General features: G+C 48.8%; 22 protein-coding genes and 1 pseudogene. 7 read left to right on the top strand and 16 right to left on the bottom strand.

Annotated elements, in window-relative coordinates; translation table 11 throughout:
• Nucleotides 1-47 precede the first annotated feature (47 nt).
• Nucleotides 48-2,633 (bottom strand): glucans biosynthesis glucosyltransferase MdoH, encoded by a 2,586-nt coding sequence (gene mdoH / locus EAH77_RS09965; protein WP_140472170.1) that lies wholly within the window; start codon nt 2,631-2,633, stop codon nt 48-50.
• On the bottom strand, nt 2,626-4,161 hold the full coding sequence (locus EAH77_RS09970) for a glucan biosynthesis protein G (protein WP_140472172.1): 1,536 nt from the start codon (nt 4,159-4,161) through the stop codon (nt 2,626-2,628). The genes mdoH and EAH77_RS09970 overlap by 8 nt, the downstream gene beginning before the upstream one ends.
• Nucleotides 4,162-4,489: 328 nt before the next feature.
• On the opposite strand from EAH77_RS09970, the gene mdoC reads away from it, so the two are divergent.
• The gene (mdoC, locus tag EAH77_RS09975) at nt 4,490-5,674 is read left to right on the top strand and encodes a glucans biosynthesis protein MdoC (RefSeq protein WP_140472174.1); all 1,185 of its coding nucleotides are present in this window, start codon (nt 4,490-4,492) and stop codon (nt 5,672-5,674) included.
• A gap of 542 nt (nt 5,675-6,216) precedes the next feature.
• On the opposite strand, the gene EAH77_RS09980 is transcribed toward mdoC, so the two are convergent.
• The 3 genes from EAH77_RS09980 to EAH77_RS25690 all read right to left on the bottom strand — a co-directional run bounded on the left by EAH77_RS09980 (nt 6,217) and on the right by EAH77_RS25690 (nt 7,619).
• On the bottom strand, nt 6,217-6,474 hold the full coding sequence (locus EAH77_RS09980; RefSeq protein ID WP_140472176.1) for a hypothetical protein: 258 nt from the start codon (nt 6,472-6,474) through the stop codon (nt 6,217-6,219).
• Between the two features lie 408 nt (nt 6,475-6,882).
• On the bottom strand, nt 6,883-7,224 hold the full coding sequence (locus tag EAH77_RS09985) for a DUF2502 domain-containing protein (RefSeq protein WP_140472178.1): 342 nt from the start codon (nt 7,222-7,224) through the stop codon (nt 6,883-6,885).
• Nucleotides 7,225-7,487: 263 nt separating this feature from the next.
• Nucleotides 7,488-7,619 carry a hypothetical protein gene (locus tag EAH77_RS25690; protein ID WP_277752555.1) on the bottom strand — a complete coding sequence of 44 codons (132 nt, stop codon included), beginning with the start codon at nt 7,617-7,619 and terminating at the stop codon, nt 7,488-7,490.
• A gap of 227 nt (nt 7,620-7,846) precedes the next feature.
• Between EAH77_RS25690 and EAH77_RS09990 the strand changes: the two genes are divergently transcribed.
• A complete protein-coding gene (locus tag EAH77_RS09990; RefSeq protein WP_140472180.1) occupies nt 7,847-8,059 on the top strand; it encodes a YccJ family protein in 213 nt (70 codons plus the stop codon).
• A gap of 54 nt (nt 8,060-8,113) precedes the next feature.
• Here EAH77_RS09990 and EAH77_RS09995 read toward each other — a convergent pair whose 3' ends face one another.
• From EAH77_RS09995 to EAH77_RS10005, 3 genes are all read right to left on the bottom strand, one after another.
• Entirely contained in the window at nt 8,114-8,377 is a 264-nt protein-coding gene (locus tag EAH77_RS09995; protein WP_241673432.1) for a hypothetical protein, read from the bottom strand.
• Between the two features lie 199 nt (nt 8,378-8,576).
• Complete coding sequence (locus EAH77_RS25520) at nt 8,577-8,741, bottom strand: hypothetical protein (protein WP_241673433.1); 165 nt, start codon at nt 8,739-8,741, stop codon at nt 8,577-8,579.
• A 128-nt stretch (nt 8,742-8,869) separates the two neighbouring features.
• Nucleotides 8,870-9,376, bottom strand: a complete 507-nt coding sequence (locus EAH77_RS10005) for a YlaC family protein (protein WP_140472182.1) — start codon at nt 9,374-9,376, stop codon at nt 8,870-8,872.
• A gap of 178 nt (nt 9,377-9,554) precedes the next feature.
• On the opposite strand from EAH77_RS10005, the gene EAH77_RS10010 reads away from it, so the two are divergent.
• Complete coding sequence (locus EAH77_RS10010) at nt 9,555-10,031, top strand: GyrI-like domain-containing protein (protein ID WP_140472184.1); 477 nt, start codon at nt 9,555-9,557, stop codon at nt 10,029-10,031.
• Between the two features lie 6 nt (nt 10,032-10,037).
• Here EAH77_RS10010 and deoR read toward each other — a convergent pair whose 3' ends face one another.
• Nucleotides 10,038-10,802, bottom strand: a complete 765-nt coding sequence (gene deoR / locus EAH77_RS10015; RefSeq protein ID WP_140472186.1) for a DNA-binding transcriptional repressor DeoR — start codon at nt 10,800-10,802, stop codon at nt 10,038-10,040.
• 254 nt (nt 10,803-11,056) lie between these two features.
• On the opposite strand from deoR, the gene EAH77_RS10020 reads away from it, so the two are divergent.
• Entirely contained in the window at nt 11,057-11,776 is a 720-nt protein-coding gene (locus EAH77_RS10020; protein ID WP_140472188.1) for a PfkB family carbohydrate kinase, read from the top strand.
• A gap of 10 nt (nt 11,777-11,786) precedes the next feature.
• Here the strand turns inward: EAH77_RS10020 and EAH77_RS10025 are convergent, their stop codons facing one another.
• Complete coding sequence (locus tag EAH77_RS10025) at nt 11,787-12,443, bottom strand: metallophosphoesterase (RefSeq protein WP_140472190.1); 657 nt, start codon at nt 12,441-12,443, stop codon at nt 11,787-11,789.
• 281 nt (nt 12,444-12,724) lie between these two features.
• Here EAH77_RS10025 and EAH77_RS10030 point away from each other — a divergent pair, with 281 nt between their 5' ends.
• Nucleotides 12,725-12,991 carry a hypothetical protein gene (locus tag EAH77_RS10030; protein ID WP_140472192.1) on the top strand — a complete coding sequence of 89 codons (267 nt, stop codon included), beginning with the start codon at nt 12,725-12,727 and terminating at the stop codon, nt 12,989-12,991.
• A gap of 280 nt (nt 12,992-13,271) precedes the next feature.
• Complete coding sequence (gene proP / locus EAH77_RS10035) at nt 13,272-14,774, top strand: glycine betaine/L-proline transporter ProP (protein WP_140472194.1); 1,503 nt, start codon at nt 13,272-13,274, stop codon at nt 14,772-14,774.
• A 115-nt stretch (nt 14,775-14,889) separates the two neighbouring features.
• On the opposite strand, the gene EAH77_RS10040 is transcribed toward proP, so the two are convergent.
• The gene (locus tag EAH77_RS10040; RefSeq protein ID WP_140472196.1) at nt 14,890-15,321 is read right to left on the bottom strand and encodes an OsmC family protein; all 432 of its coding nucleotides are present in this window, start codon (nt 15,319-15,321) and stop codon (nt 14,890-14,892) included.
• Between the two features lie 138 nt (nt 15,322-15,459).
• On the opposite strand from EAH77_RS10040, the gene EAH77_RS10045 reads away from it, so the two are divergent.
• The gene (locus EAH77_RS10045; RefSeq protein ID WP_140472198.1) at nt 15,460-15,639 is read left to right on the top strand and encodes a DUF2158 domain-containing protein; all 180 of its coding nucleotides are present in this window, start codon (nt 15,460-15,462) and stop codon (nt 15,637-15,639) included.
• 176 nt (nt 15,640-15,815) lie between these two features.
• On the opposite strand, the gene EAH77_RS10050 is transcribed toward EAH77_RS10045, so the two are convergent.
• From EAH77_RS10050 to EAH77_RS10070, 5 genes and pseudogenes are all read right to left on the bottom strand, one after another.
• Nucleotides 15,816-16,010, bottom strand: a complete 195-nt coding sequence (locus EAH77_RS10050; RefSeq protein WP_140472200.1) for a hypothetical protein — start codon at nt 16,008-16,010, stop codon at nt 15,816-15,818.
• A gap of 101 nt (nt 16,011-16,111) precedes the next feature.
• Entirely contained in the window at nt 16,112-16,336 is a 225-nt protein-coding gene (locus EAH77_RS10055; protein ID WP_140472202.1) for a hypothetical protein, read from the bottom strand.
• A 12-nt stretch (nt 16,337-16,348) separates the two neighbouring features.
• Nucleotides 16,349-16,882 (bottom strand): lysis system i-spanin subunit Rz, encoded by a 534-nt coding sequence (locus EAH77_RS10060; protein ID WP_241673434.1) that lies wholly within the window; start codon nt 16,880-16,882, stop codon nt 16,349-16,351.
• A 10-nt stretch (nt 16,883-16,892) separates the two neighbouring features.
• Nucleotides 16,893-17,045, bottom strand: a pseudogene (locus EAH77_RS25745) (glycoside hydrolase family 19 protein); the annotation flags it as partial.
• A gap of 18 nt (nt 17,046-17,063) precedes the next feature.
• Nucleotides 17,064-17,345: integrase core domain-containing protein (locus EAH77_RS10070; RefSeq protein ID WP_140472206.1), on the bottom strand; the 282-nt coding region annotated here is incomplete at its 5' end.

Consider the following 17,345-nt stretch of genomic DNA (forward strand, 5'->3'; position numbering starts at 1 on the left):
CAGCATACTGCCCATTATTTCTTCAGCGTAAATTCGGCTTACCCGTTTCAGGCAGGCTTCATTTCCAACGTTTGCGTTTCAGGGAATGCCTGAGCGTTACGTGGTAATTCGCTGTAATACTCGCTCCAGGCACGTTGGTCCGGCTGCGTCCACACGGCGGAGTGCAGACGAGCCATCAGCACCGGGTCGCTCAGCAAGATCAAACGGTCTGCTTTGCCCAACGCCTTAGGGCCGGTTTTGAAAGCCTGCTCAAGACGTTGTTGACGGCCATTTTCTACGCCAGGACGCAACAGGTGACGGGACGTCGCCATACCCGTAGCCAGTGCGTTGAAGCTTGGGTCAAATACGGCATGCATGAAGCCGTTCAGCAGTTTGCGTTCACGGTTAAGCTTGAGATATTCCTCGGTCGCTACCAGTTCACGTGGCGGGTTGTACTCTTCCGGGATCAGGAACAGCTTGGCTTTCTTGCTCTTAATCCCCAGCGTCGCACGGCTCGAAAGTACAGAAACGATTGGCGAAAGGATCAGCGAGAAGACAATAGGCGCCAACCACCACAGGAAGCGCAAGTCCAACCATGCCATTCCGCCTGCCCACACGGCACCTAACAGCAGTTGCGAACCATGCCGTTTGAAGGCTTCGCTCCACGGCGTGTCATTATCGTCACGCTGCGGTGAGTTCCAGACCACTTCCCAACCCAGGAAAGCACTGACCACGAACACGGTGTGGAACAACATACGAACCGGAGCCAGCAAGACGGAGAACAGCATCTCCAGCAACATCGACATGAACAGCCGGATCCCGCCACCGAACTCTTTTGCGCCCTTCGCCCAAATCAGCACGATGCTGAGAAGTTTAGGCAGGAAGAGCAACACTAACGTGGTGGAAAACAGTGCAATGGCCAGTTCAGGGCGCCACTGTGGCCAGACCGGGAACAACTGACGGGGTTGCAGGAAGTACTGCGGCTCCATCAGGGTGTGGACCACCTGCAATGCTGTGGATAAGGCCAGGAACATAAACCATAACGGCGCAGACAAGTAGGACATCACACCGGTCAGGAATACTGCACGGTGAACCGGGTGCATCCCTTTGACCAGGAACAGACGGAAGTTCATCAGGTTACCATGACACCAGCGGCGGTCGCGTTTCAGCTCATCCAACAGGTTCGGCGGTAACTCTTCATAACTACCCGGCAGGTCATAAGCAATCCAGACACCCCAACCGGCACGGCGCATCAACGCGGCTTCCACGAAGTCATGGGACATAATGGAACCTGCGAATGAACCTTCACCCGGCAGTGGTGCAAGCGCGCAGTGTTCAATGAACGGTTTCACACGAATGATGGCGTTATGGCCCCAGTAGTGTGATTCACCCAATTGCCAGAAGTGCAGACCGGCGGTAAACAGCGGACCGTAGACGCGGGTAGCAAACTGCTGACAACGCGCATACAGCGTATCCATGCCTGACGCTTTTGGCGCAGACTGAATAATACCAGCGTTCGGGTTGGCATCCATCAGACGTGAGAGGCCAGTGAGACATTCACCGCTCATGACGCTGTCGGCATCCAGAATCACCATATAGGCGTATTCCCCACCCCAGCGACGGCACCAGTCATCAATGTTGCCACTTTTACGTTTCACACGGCGGCGGCGGCGGCGGTAGAAAATACGCCCATGCCCTTCCACATCACGGCAAACTTCCATCCAGGCTTTTTGTTCTGCTACGCAGATGTCTGGATCATAGCTGTCGCTCAGGACATAAATGTCGAACTGGTCAAGATCACCGGTAGCCTTTACCGATTCGTAAGTCGCCCGCAGACCCGCGAACACGCGTTCCACATCTTCATTACAAATTGGCATGATAAGCGCTGTTCGGTTTTTCGGATTCAGCGGTTCAAGGCCGGTAGTTGAGGCCGTGATGCTGTATTTATCCCGCCCGATGAGCAGTTGTAAAAAGCCCATCAGTGCCGTCCAGAACCCGGCAGAAACCCAACAGAACAAGATGGCAAACAGCACCAGTATGCCGGTCTGTAAGACATACGGCAGCAGTTGCAGCACTGATTGTAACCAATCCTGATTGAGCATATCGGCAGGATCGATCAGCGCCCATCCCTGATAAGGCAGGATGGTTTTCATATACCAGGTGGCAATCGCCGTTTGCACCAACATCAGAATCAGCAGGGTGTAACGACGCACCGAACCGGCATGACGCCATCTTTTCTCTGACTCCGGCATATCAGACGAGGTATACCGACGCGCGACGGTGCCGCGCCCCATCATGGAGTCCCAGAAACGACCTACCGGATTAGTGCGCCAGACATCAGGAAACATGCTGGAACGCTTAACCGGCGGCATGGCGCTGACGATGGTACGGCCTTCATTGTCCACATCGGACAAGGTACCGTTCTCCATTGCATCAGGCCAACTGGCGGCCACGCGGGCCTGGACAGAAACCAGTGGCGCATCGATATCAGAGATATCGATGCTTTGCGTTGACGCACCGCCCAACCGGCGGTGCACGGTAGCAAAGGCCTCGTCTTCAGCAGAAGGAAGCTGCTGAGTGAGGGCCGCTTTCTGTTCTTCAGGAAGCGGCAAAGCCTTCACGTAATCTTGGGTAGAATGCGTTGACTTATTCATTTGCAGGCAGCTGATAGCTCCAGGTTTCACTCAGTGTTTTTTCGCCATTCACCAGGGAAGCACGCATTTCGATCGGCTTCTTAGGATCTTTCACTTTCAGGCGCAGCGTCAGACGCCAGCCTTTAGTTACTGGATTATAGCGGACAGTGTTTTCAACCAGTTCACCGTTGTCGCCGATACTGACCTGAGATGCTACCGGAGTATCACTTTTCAGGGCTTTCAGATTCGGACCAACAAAATCAACCAGGAATGCCACACTGCCATCAACTTCGCGGGTCAGATTCGACTGTTTCACATCACCGGTGGAGCGCATCGTGCGCTGTACCCACGCCAGATCAGGCGAATGCAGTTTTTCTTCATCACGGCTGAAGTGTAGGCGGTAATTCAGATCAAGGGGCTTGCCGACGTCAGGCAACTGATCAGGCGTCCAGAAAGCGACGATGTTGTCGTTGGTTTCATCGGCGGTAGGAATTTCCACCAGCTCAATTTTGCCTTTGCCCCACTCACCTTTGGTTTCGACCCAGCCACTTGGACGCAGGTCATAACGGTCGTCGAGATCTTCAAAATTGGAGAACTCACGACCGCGTTGCAGCAGACCGAAACCTTTCGGGTTTTCCATCGTGAACTGACTGACGGCCAGATGTTTCGGATTATTCAGCGGACGCCAGATCCACTCACCGTTGCCGGCCTGAATGGAAAGACCGTTTGAGTCATGCAGCGCCGGGCGGTAGTTCATCACCGGAGAAGGCTGGTTTGCCCCAAACAAGTACATACTGGTCAATGGCGCTACGCCCAATTTGCCGACCTTGTCACGCAGATAGACTTTAGACTGTACGTCAACGGTGGCTTCTTTGCCCGGGTAGACGTCCAGACGATAAGCGCCCGTCGCACGCGGGGAGTCAAGCAGTGCGTAAATGACCAGGTGTTTTTCATCCGGGTTCGGACGTTCAATCCAGAACTCGCGAAAACGCGGGAACTCTTCCCCTGACGCCAGTGCGGTGTCGATGGCCAAACCACGGGCGGACAGACCATAAACCTGGCCCTTACCAATCACGCGGAAGTAGCTGGCGCCCAGCACGCTCATAATTTCATCATCTTTATCGGCTTTATTAATAGGATAAAGAACTTTGAAACCGGCGAAGCCAAGGTTTTTGACCGTGTCAGCATCGTGTTTCACATTGCCAAAATTGAAATAATCCGGGCTGTACTTGATTTCTTTGACGGCGTTGGCTGACACTTCGTTGATTTTCACCGGGGTATCGAAGTACATGCCCTGATGATAGAACTCAAGCTTGAAAGGCGTGTTCAGGTTTTTCCAATACGCTTTATCATGATTGAATTGAATTTGTTGGTAGTCCGCGAATTTCAAATCGCGAAGCTGTGATGGAAGGTTACTTTTCGGTGCTTCATAGCCTTTATCGGCTAACGCTTTGGCTTGTTTGGCAACATCATCAATAGAAAAAGCCCAGGCAGATGAAGAGATCAAAGACATCAACACTGCGGCACTTAGCAAACGGACTTTAGTCATACGTGGCCCTTTGGAAAAATTTTTACCCGGCACATTCCCTCCTTTACGTGCGCTAAACTCATCATTCTATTTTAAAGGAACGGTCAGGTTTCCGACAACATGAGAGATTGATGGTTCATCCCTTTGATGAACCGTTTAAGCACACAACCGTACAAGGATATCAATTCGTTGAAACTCCGGCTATGGAAACTTGTCCTATAACATAGTAGGTTCTCCACAGATGAATTAAGCTAACGTAAAGAGTGAACACTTTTCGTTACCACACATTATTACCCTGTTCGCAATTTAGGCACTAAAATCAGGATAAGCGTCATTAAATGGATACGTTATGAAACCACAAAGTAATCAGCGTGAGTTCTTCTTGGACTCTATCCGAGCCTATTTGATGCTGCTCGGCATTCCATTCCATATATCATTGATTTACTCCAGCCATGTCTGGGCGGTAAACAGTGCTGTACCCTCCCATGGTTTAACCATATTCAATGATATAATCCATGCTTTCCGTATGCAGGTGTTCTTCGTAATATCCGGCTACTTCTCTTATATGCTGTACGAGCGGTATGATGCGCAGAAGTGGTTGAAGGTACGCCTTGAGCGCGTCGCAATCCCGCTGGCTGCGGCCTTCCCGCTGATCACGCTGCCGCAGCTCTACTTCCTGATGAAATTTACGGACAAGTTTTCCAACTGGGATAGCCTAGATCTTTACCAGAAAATCAATATCACCGTTTGGGAAATGGTTTCGCATTTATGGTTCTTATTGACCCTGGTGATCCTGACCAGTATTTGTTTTTACTTATTTAAATTCATTAAAGAAATTAAGAATAATCGCATTAACTTAATTAAGAATAAGACTAATACGTTAGGAAAACTCTCAATTATATTTTTATTTATTGGCTTGATTTATGCCACTGTTAACCGGGCAATTTCTATTTTTGCGCCAGAACTGTTATCTAATGGTGCATTCAATTTCATCATTATGCAGACACTGTTCTATCTACCATTTTTTGTGGTAGGTGCATTTGCTTTCAAATTTGCCTGGCTAAAAGAACTTTTCATCAAACCCTCAGCATGGGCTGGCGTTACCAGTTTGTTCCTGTTCCTCGCGTACATGATCAATCAGCACATCAACACGCCACAGCTTTACTCGATGGAACTCGACGCGATCATCACCTCGCTGCTGGGTATTCTGATGGTGAATGTGGTGTTCTCCTTCAGCCACTATGTGTTGAATTTCCAGTCTCCGTGGATAACTTATCTGGTGAACTCATCCCTGTTCATCTACCTGGTGCACCATCCGCTGACCCTGATCTACGGCGCATTTATCACCCCGCGGATTAATAACGACTGGGTGGGTTTCCTGGTCGGGCTGGTGTTTGTGTTCGGGATTGCTTTCATATTGTACGAGATCCACAAACGTATCCCTGTCCTGCGTTTCCTGTTCTCGGGTAAACCGCAGCAGGCTCAATTGAAGCAGACCCGCGGCCCTAACCCACCGCAGAATCAGCATACGTAGTCAGTCGTTCGGCATTTACCCATAAAAAATTAAAAAAGGCGGCCATGGAGTGATTCCTGGCCGCCTTTTCGCTTTTATAGCACTTTTGCCAGGCGGCCTCTGATAGCACTGAAAACCGATCAAGAGATCCGGGCATTGTTGGGTGGTACCCTCGACCCGGTCATTCGTGCGCAGTGACATTGACTTACTGCCGGTGAAGGTAGCTATTGTTTGCCAGACCGGCATTGCAACGGAAAATGCAGAAACGGTCGAAAAGATATCCACGATGGCGATTACCCCCAATGCCCTACCCGGCTATTGCACCCGTTTCTGTACTGGTCAGCACCGCGCCTTTAAAAGCCAATGAAGCTCAACTGTGCAAAGCACTTTTACACTGCAAAGCCCCGTTGACAGCTGAAATCAGTAAACTGGATGTGAAGTAAGACGCAATTGAAACCAAGCGGAAAATAGAAAAGCGCCCCGACAGGCGCTTTAATTATTATGTTGCAGCAGGGAAAATGAAGATTGTTTACAAATTATTCATTACAACGGAATAATACGCATTAGCATTTAAGAACGCCCATCTCTTTTGCCCAGAGCCCGACTTGTTCCGGATAAATAAAGGAAATATCATTATCCAGCGGACGAGTAGTAGAGGGTAATACCATCGCAAGGCAAGGATAAGCGGCGGGTCGACTCTCAAACAGAAAATCGTCCAACTCCTCTTCAGTCAACAGGCTGTCGCCCTGAATACCGTCGATCATAAAGTAGGTTTTCATCATCCACTCACGGTACTCAAAATCATTTTTAATCATATACATAGATGGTTCTCAGGGATTTACTGTTGTCACTGCCGCTCCCCTGAATATCTGACGAATAATTTCGTTCAGGGCCACGACGTGAAAATAAAATCGAGCCATCCGTTGCTGATTCAAGCAACATAAAATTAACAATGTGCGAAGGAATAATCAAGCAGCACTTTATCTTAAAGTTATATAGACGGGAGGAAACCGAAAAAGGTGACGTACTGTCATTCAATCAATATTTTTTATGAATGTGATGACATTTATTAATATAAAAAATAAATAATTAAACACTGAAAATAGAGATATAAGAAGGACTGAAGAAGAACAAAATAGACGTTGAGGATGCCTGAGCATTGTCACCGCCAACCCTGTTCTCAAATTCTTTTTTACTTTTTTAGCACGCCAAATCTGTTTATCACCGTGTTACCAGCGGCCCGGAGGGGGACCCTCGCGCCATCCGGGAGGGGGTCCTTCATGCCAGTGCGGCGGAGGGGGGCCTTCACGCCAATAGTGGTCATGATGCCAGTAACGTGGAGGAGGTGGTTCCGGTTCGTAATAAACCCAATGCCCCCGGCCCTCATCACGGTAATGGTGATCCCACCAGCCCGGTTCACGCCAGCCACCACCATCCCAATAATACCCACGTGGATCGCGATCACCGACATGCAGTGACAGGCCGGGGACGTTGACCCCTATCTCGACATCCGCCTGAGCAACGGCTGGCAAACTCAGCATGACAGCGAGAACTAAAATTAATTTTTTCATACGATACCTCACGACCTGCTTATCAGGTGATGCAAAGGTACCTCCGGCTATCTTACTGTTCTATAGGAATTTATCCCATTTACTCAGGCCTCACGCTCTCCTTACACATGCGTCAAAATAGACATACATTGCCGGAGGGGCCAACGTGTTAACAACAAAGGACAATTTGCTGTAGTTGCTTAAATTGCAAACATTAAAAAAACCGCCGGAGCGGTTTCTTTTTTTCAAAGCGTAAAGCGCTTTGTTATGGACTTTAAGACGAATTAGATTTTGCAACCTTCGCAGTCACTTTCATCCTGAACCACGTCAGGCACGGCAGAGGCTTTCTCGGCAGCTTTTTCTTCCGCTTTTTCCAGTGCAGCATCTATATCAAAATCAAAAATATCGTCACTCATTTTCTTCACCTTAAATTATCAAACGCTGTCAGCATTATAAACCAGTGCTCTGCCTGCTGCTCTTTTTAATCTTCCGACGGGCACATTTTGTCACTACATGTAGTGGCTTCGGGCAAAAGAAACACCATCTTGCACACTTTCACGCCACTCAGATTTGCGCTACCTACGGTCGGTGACCATAGTTAAAGAGAGCAATACTCTGAATAGTTGAATAAAAGGAGAATGAGATGACAACGTCAAACATACAGGCTTGGGCTGACACACGTGAAACGTCGCATGAAATTGCAGAAGCTATTTTTGAACTGGCCGGGAATGATGAAGTGCTGGCGCAACAGATCTGGGAGGAAGGCAATGATGAAGTGCTCCCGTTAGCATTTTCCAAAACTCAGCAAGACCATCTGTTCTGGGGAGAAGAGAAGATAGAGCGTAAAAACGTGTGATTCAGGATCGGCTAAGACCCTGAGCCAAAAGCTCAGGGTTGAAACCAGAGTGAATCAGTTGTCGAAACCAAATCCCATCTGATGTGCCCACTCGAAAACCTGCTCTTTGTAGACAAATCGCGGTTCACAAACACCCGGTTGACCCGGTGTCTGGATCATCACAGCGACGCAAGGATAGGAAAGCGGCCGCGCATCAAAGATAAAATCGTCAACGTCTTGATCGACGAATTCACTGGTTTCGCCCACCGCACTGACCTGAAAAATTTCTTCCATGATCCAGTTACGGTATTCAAACTCATTGTTGATAAACGTCATCATTCGCCCCTTAATTGTCGATCTCTGCTTATTCTAGCTGTCATCGCGCTATAACTCACCCGTGCTGCGCCTCAGAACCACAGCAAGGGCACATTTCGACACGCGAGACCGACATTTCAGCGTGGCCATCGCACTCCCATTCAACCCGCAACGCCTCTCCCTCTGGGCAAAGTTCGTGCAGATTTTCAAACGGAATAAAACGCTAAAAATGATTCGCCTGACCTTGCATGGTTTCAGTCAGCAGTAAGGTATCACCTGCGTAAATATGCGCAGTGGCTGTTGCATCCTGTTTTTCACAGGCAGAGGCTAGCGTTGAGTCAGAAGGAAGTTTATATAGATGGTGAATAGTGAGTTTGATACGTTCCACTGCGGCTCCCGTTCTGAGCTGATATTTCTTCCGGTCGCATGATTAAATTCACCAGCCGAATATTTCAGTGTCAGTTTATCAGAAGCGCAGCAGTAACGTCATTGCTGGAAAGAAAGTCAAACGGAGGATCAGTGAGCAATCTGCACACTGTCTAGCGTGCGGTTCAATAGCTGGTCTTGCCGTGCAAGATCGTAAACGTCATAGAAATCAATTGCGCCTTTGTTGCGGACAATCGCTTCGATACGGTTTTTAACCCGCGGACTGACCTCTTTCGCACTCAATAACTGCGCCACCGCCTCATCAGAAATTTCGCGACTGAAGTACCATTCCCCGTTATAGCAGACGCGCAGATCAAGCACGCCAATGTCTTCATAACGATAAGTGGGCTTGATTTCCAGCAGCAACATGGCTGACATAAACAGCAGAAAAGCGGTGAAACCGACGAACCACCACACCCCCATATAGGGCGATACATACATGACAATCGCCACCAGAATGTAACCCGCCAACATAGCGAGGCACAGCCATGGATGGTTAACAAAAAACTCACTGTTGATGCGCGGTTTACCGTCACGGCCTTCAAGACGATTAATCCGATCAATTTCACTATTTAATATATTTTTGATTACGTCCATCTCAAACCCTCACGACAGGTGCGACTATACTCAATCTGATAACAAGATTTTATCATGGTCACTGTTATAGCACGTAGAGCAGTTGACCGCAGTTGAGGTTGAAACTGTTATAGCTCAACCTTTTTTCATTTGCTGCAAAAGGACCCTCTTCGCTGATACCAAGCATAAGGAGAACATCATGGCATTTATGATCGTTGAGAGGCCGGCAAAAAAGCTCGTGAGTTACCGGGTAGTCGGCCCTTATGAAAACACCATTAAGGAAGGCTTCCGCCATTTGATGGCCTGGTCTGAACGTCATCATCAGAAGCATCTTGAGTGGTTGACGCTGTACCACGACAACCCGAATATCACTCCGGGAGAGAAACTGCGCGCTGACACTTCTGTTTGCGTGGCAGATAATTTTATTCTTGATGACGCCGAAGGGCTGGCGTTGCAAACGTTGCCAGGCGGTACTTACGCGGTCTACCACACCACTATTGCCGACGGAAATTTTGCTAAGGCCTGGACTGATTTTTACGCCCAGTATATTGCCAACAGCGGTTACCGGCCGGATGGCAAAGCTTGCTTTGAACACTATCTCAATGACGGCTCAGAAAATGGCGTCTGGGAAGTGGTCTTTTACCAGCATGTGGAAAAGATACCCACCATCCGCTGACCCTTATCAGGTTAGCAGGTTGATATCCGACTGGTGACAGAAATCGACATATGCCGGGGCTGGCATGGCGTCAGTCACCAGCGTGTTAAAGCGGGCAAGAGGTGCGATCGCAGCGGGTCGCACCTGTTCGAATTTGCTGCTGTCAACCACCAGGATGTTCTGCTCGGTCCTTTCCATCGCCTGATGCTTCATCAGCAACTCATCGAAATTAAAACAGCTCACTCCGTACTGAATGCTCACGCCGGCAGCTGAGATAAAGGCTTTATTCGGCCGAATATAATCAAGCTCATTGCTGCGTCCAATCGGCGTGAAAATGCTGTTGCTCGATTTAAAGGCCCCGCCGCATAAAATCACCTCGCAGTGAGGCTTCTCCTGCAGTGCCAAAAAAGTATTGAGAGAATAGCAGACGGCAGTGAAAATCCGCGCTTCGGGGATGCTTTCAATAATGTACGGCGTGGTGGTACCGCAATCGAAAAACACCGTATCTTCATCTTCCACCAGACTGGCAGCGATTCTTGCCAGGCGCCGTTTCTCTTCGACCTGACGCATTTTCTGTTCACTAACATAATAGTGCGTCGCCGGACTGTTCTTTGGGTCAATAACAATGTACCCACCGAGCAGGATCACCGGCGAGGGTGCGGCGTTCAAATCGCGGCGAATGGTCATTTCAGACACATCGAGCAACAGCGCAGCTTCTTTTAAATGAATTTTGTCGGATTTTTTCAACGCCAATAACAGACGCTGGATCCTATCTTCGCGCTTATTTTCCATAATGATGTCTTTATCAGTATCCAAAAGGCTATCGGCCACTATACCTGTGCATTGTGGGGGCCGGCAAACCGATATGCCACAGAAATTGTTATAATTATAACATTTTATTATGGCAACTTACTCAATCAGTGGGGGTTGCTGAGGCCAGAACGGCCCTTTCTATTGAGATAAATGTCACATTTAAAACATTCTACGGTTGTAATGTTACTGTGATAACAAAATAATAGAGCAATAATGCGCCGACGGGAGAGAACATGGGCATGACAGCACAGGAATCAAAGAAAGCGACCTTTATCCATCACAGTATAAATGCGCCCTGTATTACTACGATGACAAACAGCCCCATCAGCAAGGGCAGCCGGGAATGTCATCAGGCAAGGGTTGTCGCACAACTGGGAAGCCCACAGAGGGTCAGTACTCGCCTGCCTGAAAATGATGATGACCTGATCCGCTGTAAATTACTTCTGCTGCAACTGGACAGCCCGTCAGACAGCCTCTGCGCCACGATAGAATCTGCAGAACGATGCGGCATCACCGTGATACTCACCCCTGCGCCCTCAAGCACTACGCGGGACGCAGCCCTCGCCTGCCGCGGTGATTTTCTGATTGCCAACCAGACTGAATTGGAAGCGCTTACAGGCTTGCCGGTAGGATCTTTTATCCAGATGGAAGAGGCAACCAGATGTTTACTGCAGCGGGGGCTGAACAATGTGATCATCACCCTGGGTGAGCGCGGCTGCTTGTGGATGAGCCACGGCAAAACGCGCCATGTTGCAGCATATAAAGTACAAGAAGTGGATACCCGTGGCGCCGGGGATGCTTTCATTGGCTGCTTCGCCCATTACTACGCCAAAGACGGCGATGTGATGAATGCGCTGGAGCACGCCTCTTTATATGCCGCCTGCAGTGTCACTCACAAAGGCATACGTCGCTCTTATCCTTCGCTGGCCGAATTCCAAGCCTTCAGGCCGTAAGACGCCGTATTTATTGAATTTGCTGGACAGTGAGATAACCGCCAAACACCGCGCCAGTATCAATGTAATGCTGATTGGCAAAAACCTGCGGATGCTCGACGGGCGTATGCCCGAAATAAAATGCCTGTGCACCACTGATGTCACTATAACGCCCTGCCAGAGCGTAATTGATCCGCTCACGGTTCCAGATCACCTGGTAACCATCCAGGGGTTTACCAAATTCATAGAGGTCTGAGGTGTAATCAGCATGAGCCACCACAACGACGCCTTTGAGGGTGCTGATTTCAATCACATGCGGCAACTGGTCCGCCTTGTTGATCAACCGACGGGCCTCTTCTTCCCTTTCGCCCTCCAGCGCATAAAACCATTCCCCGCCATTACGTAACCAGCGTTCGATGTTAGTTTCATTCAGTGCATCAATCGCCATTTGTTCGTGATTACCGCGCACGCAGACAAACCATGGCTCCTCGATCAACGCCAGACAGCCGATACAGTCAGGGCCACGATCGGCAAGATCGCCCACCGATATCAACAGATCACTGGCTGCATCAAAACGCACACGTTCAAGTTGCTCCTCCAGCATGGAAAGACAACCATGCAGATCGCCAACCACGTAGATGTGGCGGTAATCGGCACCTTCAATTCGTTGATAGATAATCGGGGACATAGGAGTTGAAGAGATCCAGTCATTCAGAGAATAGATTGAGTGTAACGTAACTCAGAAGAAGTAATGAAGAGTACAACCTGCCGCAAATACATCAGACAGTGAATTTTTTTTTGCGCGTTAACGAAAAGCCAGAAAGCCGTCAGGTCGCGGTTCCTGACCCTCTTTTAGAAACTGCCTACACCTTGTTGCGCTTAAAATCCACTAATAAAAAAATTACCGCTAAGTGATTGACGCCTTTTCGCGCTATACTATGGGCCGCTCGGAATAAAACCGGAGGTTTTATGAGTTCCACCGTTGTAAACACTCGTGATGAGTGCCCGTTGTGCCAAAGCACTAATAAGACGTCGGTTAACATGTCGGCGAAAATTGTCACCGTAACCTGCACCTCTTGTGGCCGCTACAGTATCTTCCGTAAAACCATGGAAGAAATCTCGATAGACCGTAAGAAGCGCGTAGCTTTGCAGGCATTTTTTACCAGCCAGCCAAACTACCATTTGCCTTTGTCAATCAGGGCACTGAGCAACACTGATACATCGGGTGAAATCTAACCCTAAAAACGCCCCTCGGGGCTGTTTTAACCTCTTCCCTGTTTGATGTTTCCCTTCTGGTTCGTCTTACATTATATCGGTTCGCAAAAACAGCGCACATAAAAGAGCGGGGCCTTTCCTGCTCTTTTTTCATTTATTCCGCTATTGTTCAGTAAATAGTCCTGCTTTGCACCTATTCTTAAAACCGTCCTATAATGATTTGAAATTTCTAAAAAATACTTTATCTGATAAATATCTCACGCTTTACACCGTGGAGTTATTTGAACAAAGGACGTAAAAAATGAGATTAAGAAAAAAACGCATTAAGCCTATGCAAATCAACGACATTACCATCATCGACGACACCAAACTCAAGAAAGCCATCACCGCCGCCGCCTTGGGCAACGCCATGGAATGGTTCGACTTTGGTGTGTATGGCTTCGTTGCATTTGCACTAGGTCAGGTCTTTTTCCCGGGTGCAGATCCCGGTCTTCAGATGATCGCCGCTTTGGCAACCTTCTCCGTTCCATTCCTGGTCAGACCGTTGGGTGGCCTGTTCTTTGGTGCATTAGGCGATAAGTTCGGACGGCAAAAAGTCCTCTCCGTCACCATCATCATTATGTCGATCAGTACCTTCTGTATCGGGTTAATCCCCGGCTACGCCACGATAGGTATTTGGGCACCAATACTCTTATTACTAGCAAAACTCGCCCAGGGCTTTTCTGTCGGTGGGGAATATACCGGTGCCGCTATTTTTGTCGCCGAATACTCACCTGACAGAAAACGTGGATTCCTTAGCAGCTGGCTTGATTTCGGCTCCATCGCAGGGTTCGTCTTAGGTGCCGGCGTGGTTATCCTGATCTCCAGCATCGTCGGAGAACAAAACTTCCTCGACTGGGGCTGGCGTATTCCGTTCTTCGTCGCTGCACCGCTGGGCTTGATCGGTATTTATCTCCGTCATGCACTGGAAGAGACCCCGACTTTCCAGCAGCACGTGGACAAAATCGACAGTGATTTGCGTAACAACATTGCTGAACCGCCGAAAGTCTCTTTCCGCGAGATCCTGACAAAACAGTGGAAGAGCCTGATCGTCTGCGTGGGTATCGTCATTGCAACAAACGTCACTTACTACATGCTGCTGACGTATATGCCGAGCTACCTGTCGCACAGCCTGCATTACTCTGAAGACCACGGAGTATTGATTATTATTGCCATCATGGTCGGTATGCTGTTCGTGCAGCCATTCATGGGGATGTTGAGTGATAAAATTGGCCGTAAACCGTTTATCATCGCCGGGAGTATTGGTCTGTTCGTTCTGGCAATCCCGAGCTTTATTCTGATTAACAGCGGCGTTATTGGCCTGATTTTTTGCGGATTATTAATTCTGGCGGTGCTGCTTAACTGCTTTACCGGTGTGATGGCATCTACGTTGCCAGCCATGTTCCCCACCAACATCCGTTATAGTGCCCTGGCTATTGCCTTTAACATCTCCATCATGGTGGCAGGTATTACACCAACCTTCGCTGCCTGGCTGGTTGAATCTACCCACAACCTTTACATGCCAGCCTACTACCTGATGGTGGTATCTGTGATTGGTCTGGTTACCGGTGTGTTTATGAAAGAAACTGCTAACAAACCGTTGAAAGGCGCAACACCCGCAGCTTCTGACCGCGCTGAAGCGAAAGAGATCCTGCAGGAGCATCATGATAATATCGAACACAAGATAGAAGATATTGATGCGCAGATCGCCGATCTGGAAACGAAGAGAAAGAACCTGATCGCGCAGCATCCTGAAATTAACTAATTTCAGCACAGAGTGCGGTTAACATAAAAAAGCCGGTCAGTGAAAACTGCCCGGCTTTATTTTGGCACTTAATAGCTTAATCAATGTTCAGCAGTACTGATCTGGATGCTAAAACTCAGTTCTCAAGCTCATAAGTCAGCGTGATATCAACCTTCAGCAGTTTGGATACAGGGCACCCTTCTTTCGCCTGCTTAATGATTTTATCGAAAGTGTCTTTCTCAATGCCAGGCAATTTGACCTTACTGTCCAGCGCCACTTTGGTGATAGCAAATCCACCATCGACCTTATCGAGTGAAACGACAGCTTTCGTATCAATACTCTCAGGGACAAACCCCTCATTGCCGAGCATTAACGAAAGGGCCATTGAGAAACAGGCAGAATGCGCGGCGCCAATCAACTCTTCCGGGTTACTCCCCGGCTTGCCTTCGAAGCGGGTATTAAACCCATAAGGTTGGTCTTTGAGTGCACCGCTCTCGGTGGAGATGTAGCCTTTGCCCTGCTTAATATCACCTTCCCAATGTGCATGCCCGTATTTATGAATGGTCATATTACTCCTCCGTTTCGTTAAACATAGCTAATGAGTATAGTTGATGAGCAAAAGTTTGGAGTGAGAATCCCCTGAAAGCGAGTGGCAAAACAGAGTGGGCTGAGTATTAATGAAGGTTGATAATAGAGGAGAAAGAGTATGTTTAAGCCAGACGATATTGTGCAATCGAAGACCGGCGGCCCACAAATGATAGTGCTAAGTGACGAGGGGGAAACGCTGTTGTCCGCGCGTGTAGATGATGCAGAAAAACAGGCGATCCGCATACCGGCTGACTCAGTAAATCTTTACCATAAAGATGGTGATTTTGGGGTGTGCTGAAACACTCACTGTCAGTGAAACACCTCTTGAGCTCTTCGCCATCTAGATAAACTTTGTAAAACTGCCCCGGATTAATTCTTATACCCGGGTCATCATCCAGAACGGTTAAGCGCATTCGACTCCCCTTTTGCAGACATAAAAAAACCGCCCGTAGGCGGTTTAAGAGTTTGCATTATTTATTTCAGAAGCTCTTGAATTTGGTCAGCGAGACCTTTGATTTGTTCGGTCACATTTTCCAAATCATATTTAACTTTATGAGCATTAGTTGAGCTCGAAGGCGCAGCAACACTTGCTTTAGCTATTTCAAGTGCAGCTTGAACTGCAAGTAATCGCTGGTTACGATCGTCTTTAAGATGGTAATCATTCAACATCAGAATCTCCTTTTCAAAATGGAATTGTCAGATTACGCCCAAGATATATTCTAATAAAGCATTATCACAGACACTCAGTGAATGCCTGCTGTAATGCCTACTCAGCCCGCTGGCTGGATTTCGACATAGTATTCTTTGCCCTGCTCGAACTGGTTGAATGCGTCAGGGTTTAAAATATGCATCTGAATCTGGCCGCCCGGCGTGAGCTTAGACCAGGCTTCATTTTCATGGCTGCCGGAAGTGACGGCGCTCATATGGATGGTGCGGCTTGAATCATCATCTGCCTTCTGAATGAAATGGCAGCGGAATTTCGCTTTTACTGTCATGGTCTTTTCCTGTCAGTTAATTTTGCAACGCTTCTGGGCTTCAGAGGCATACCCCTGAAGGTATTGGATCACTTTGTCGTCTTTGATGGCGCTGGCTCGGAGATCGAGAACAGCCCGTTCACCAGCGCCAGAGAGTTCGATTTGTGCTACATCGCCCACGCCGCCGGTGCTGGCAATGCTGTTCCTGATGAGCTGACTGGTGGCAAGGTTTGCTGCTGCGATCCGCACCCGGCGAGTACCAGCAGCGACATCAGCGCGCAACCGATCATTTTTGGACTGCTCATCGGCTAATTCCTTTGTGTGATTGGCATCCAGCGCAGCCAGCGCGGTTTGTGCCGCTTCGGTGCGTTTCTTCTGGTTGGTCAGGTCAATCACGGCCTGATCACTGATTTTCTTCAGCTCTGCGGTGTGGGTTACTTTCAGCTTTGACACGTCGGCGTCCCAGAGAAGCCCTTCAATCCACCAGACCAGCGCGGCGGACAGCAAGATGGCAACAGCCGATTTCCAGTAAGCCTTCAGCACAGCAGCGATCAATGATGTTTCCACAATTTGCCTCTCAGACTCCCAGGGCTTTTTTGGCAACAACCTGACGGGCCTGACGATCAGCCAGTCCGTTATCACCACCATTGATGCGTTTGGTCAGCCCTACAAAGTCACCAGAGTCGGCAAAGCTGTTGCAATTATTGGCTTTCCAGAACCAGCCCGCCGACCTGTAAGTATCCCAGCTTTAGTTCCAGGCACTTTTTGAGATTTCCGGTTTCTCAGCCATCAGCCGGTATTCTTCCGGCGTCAGGTTATTCAGGGATTCATGAGGCCGCTCACTGTTATATTCATTCAGCCAGCGCTCCGTTATTTCCCGTGCTTCATTCAGTGTTCTGAACAGATAAAAATCCAGTATTTCGGTCCGGTACGTTCGGTTAAACCGTTCGATAAATGCGTTTTGCGTCGGTTTGCCTGGCTTGATAAATTCCAGCATCACGCCATGCTCTTCGGCCCATTGCGCCAGAGC

Source organism: Ewingella americana, from assembly GCF_006438725.1.
In the GTDB taxonomy this organism is placed as follows: Bacteria; Pseudomonadota; Gammaproteobacteria; order Enterobacterales; family Enterobacteriaceae; genus Ewingella; species Ewingella americana_A.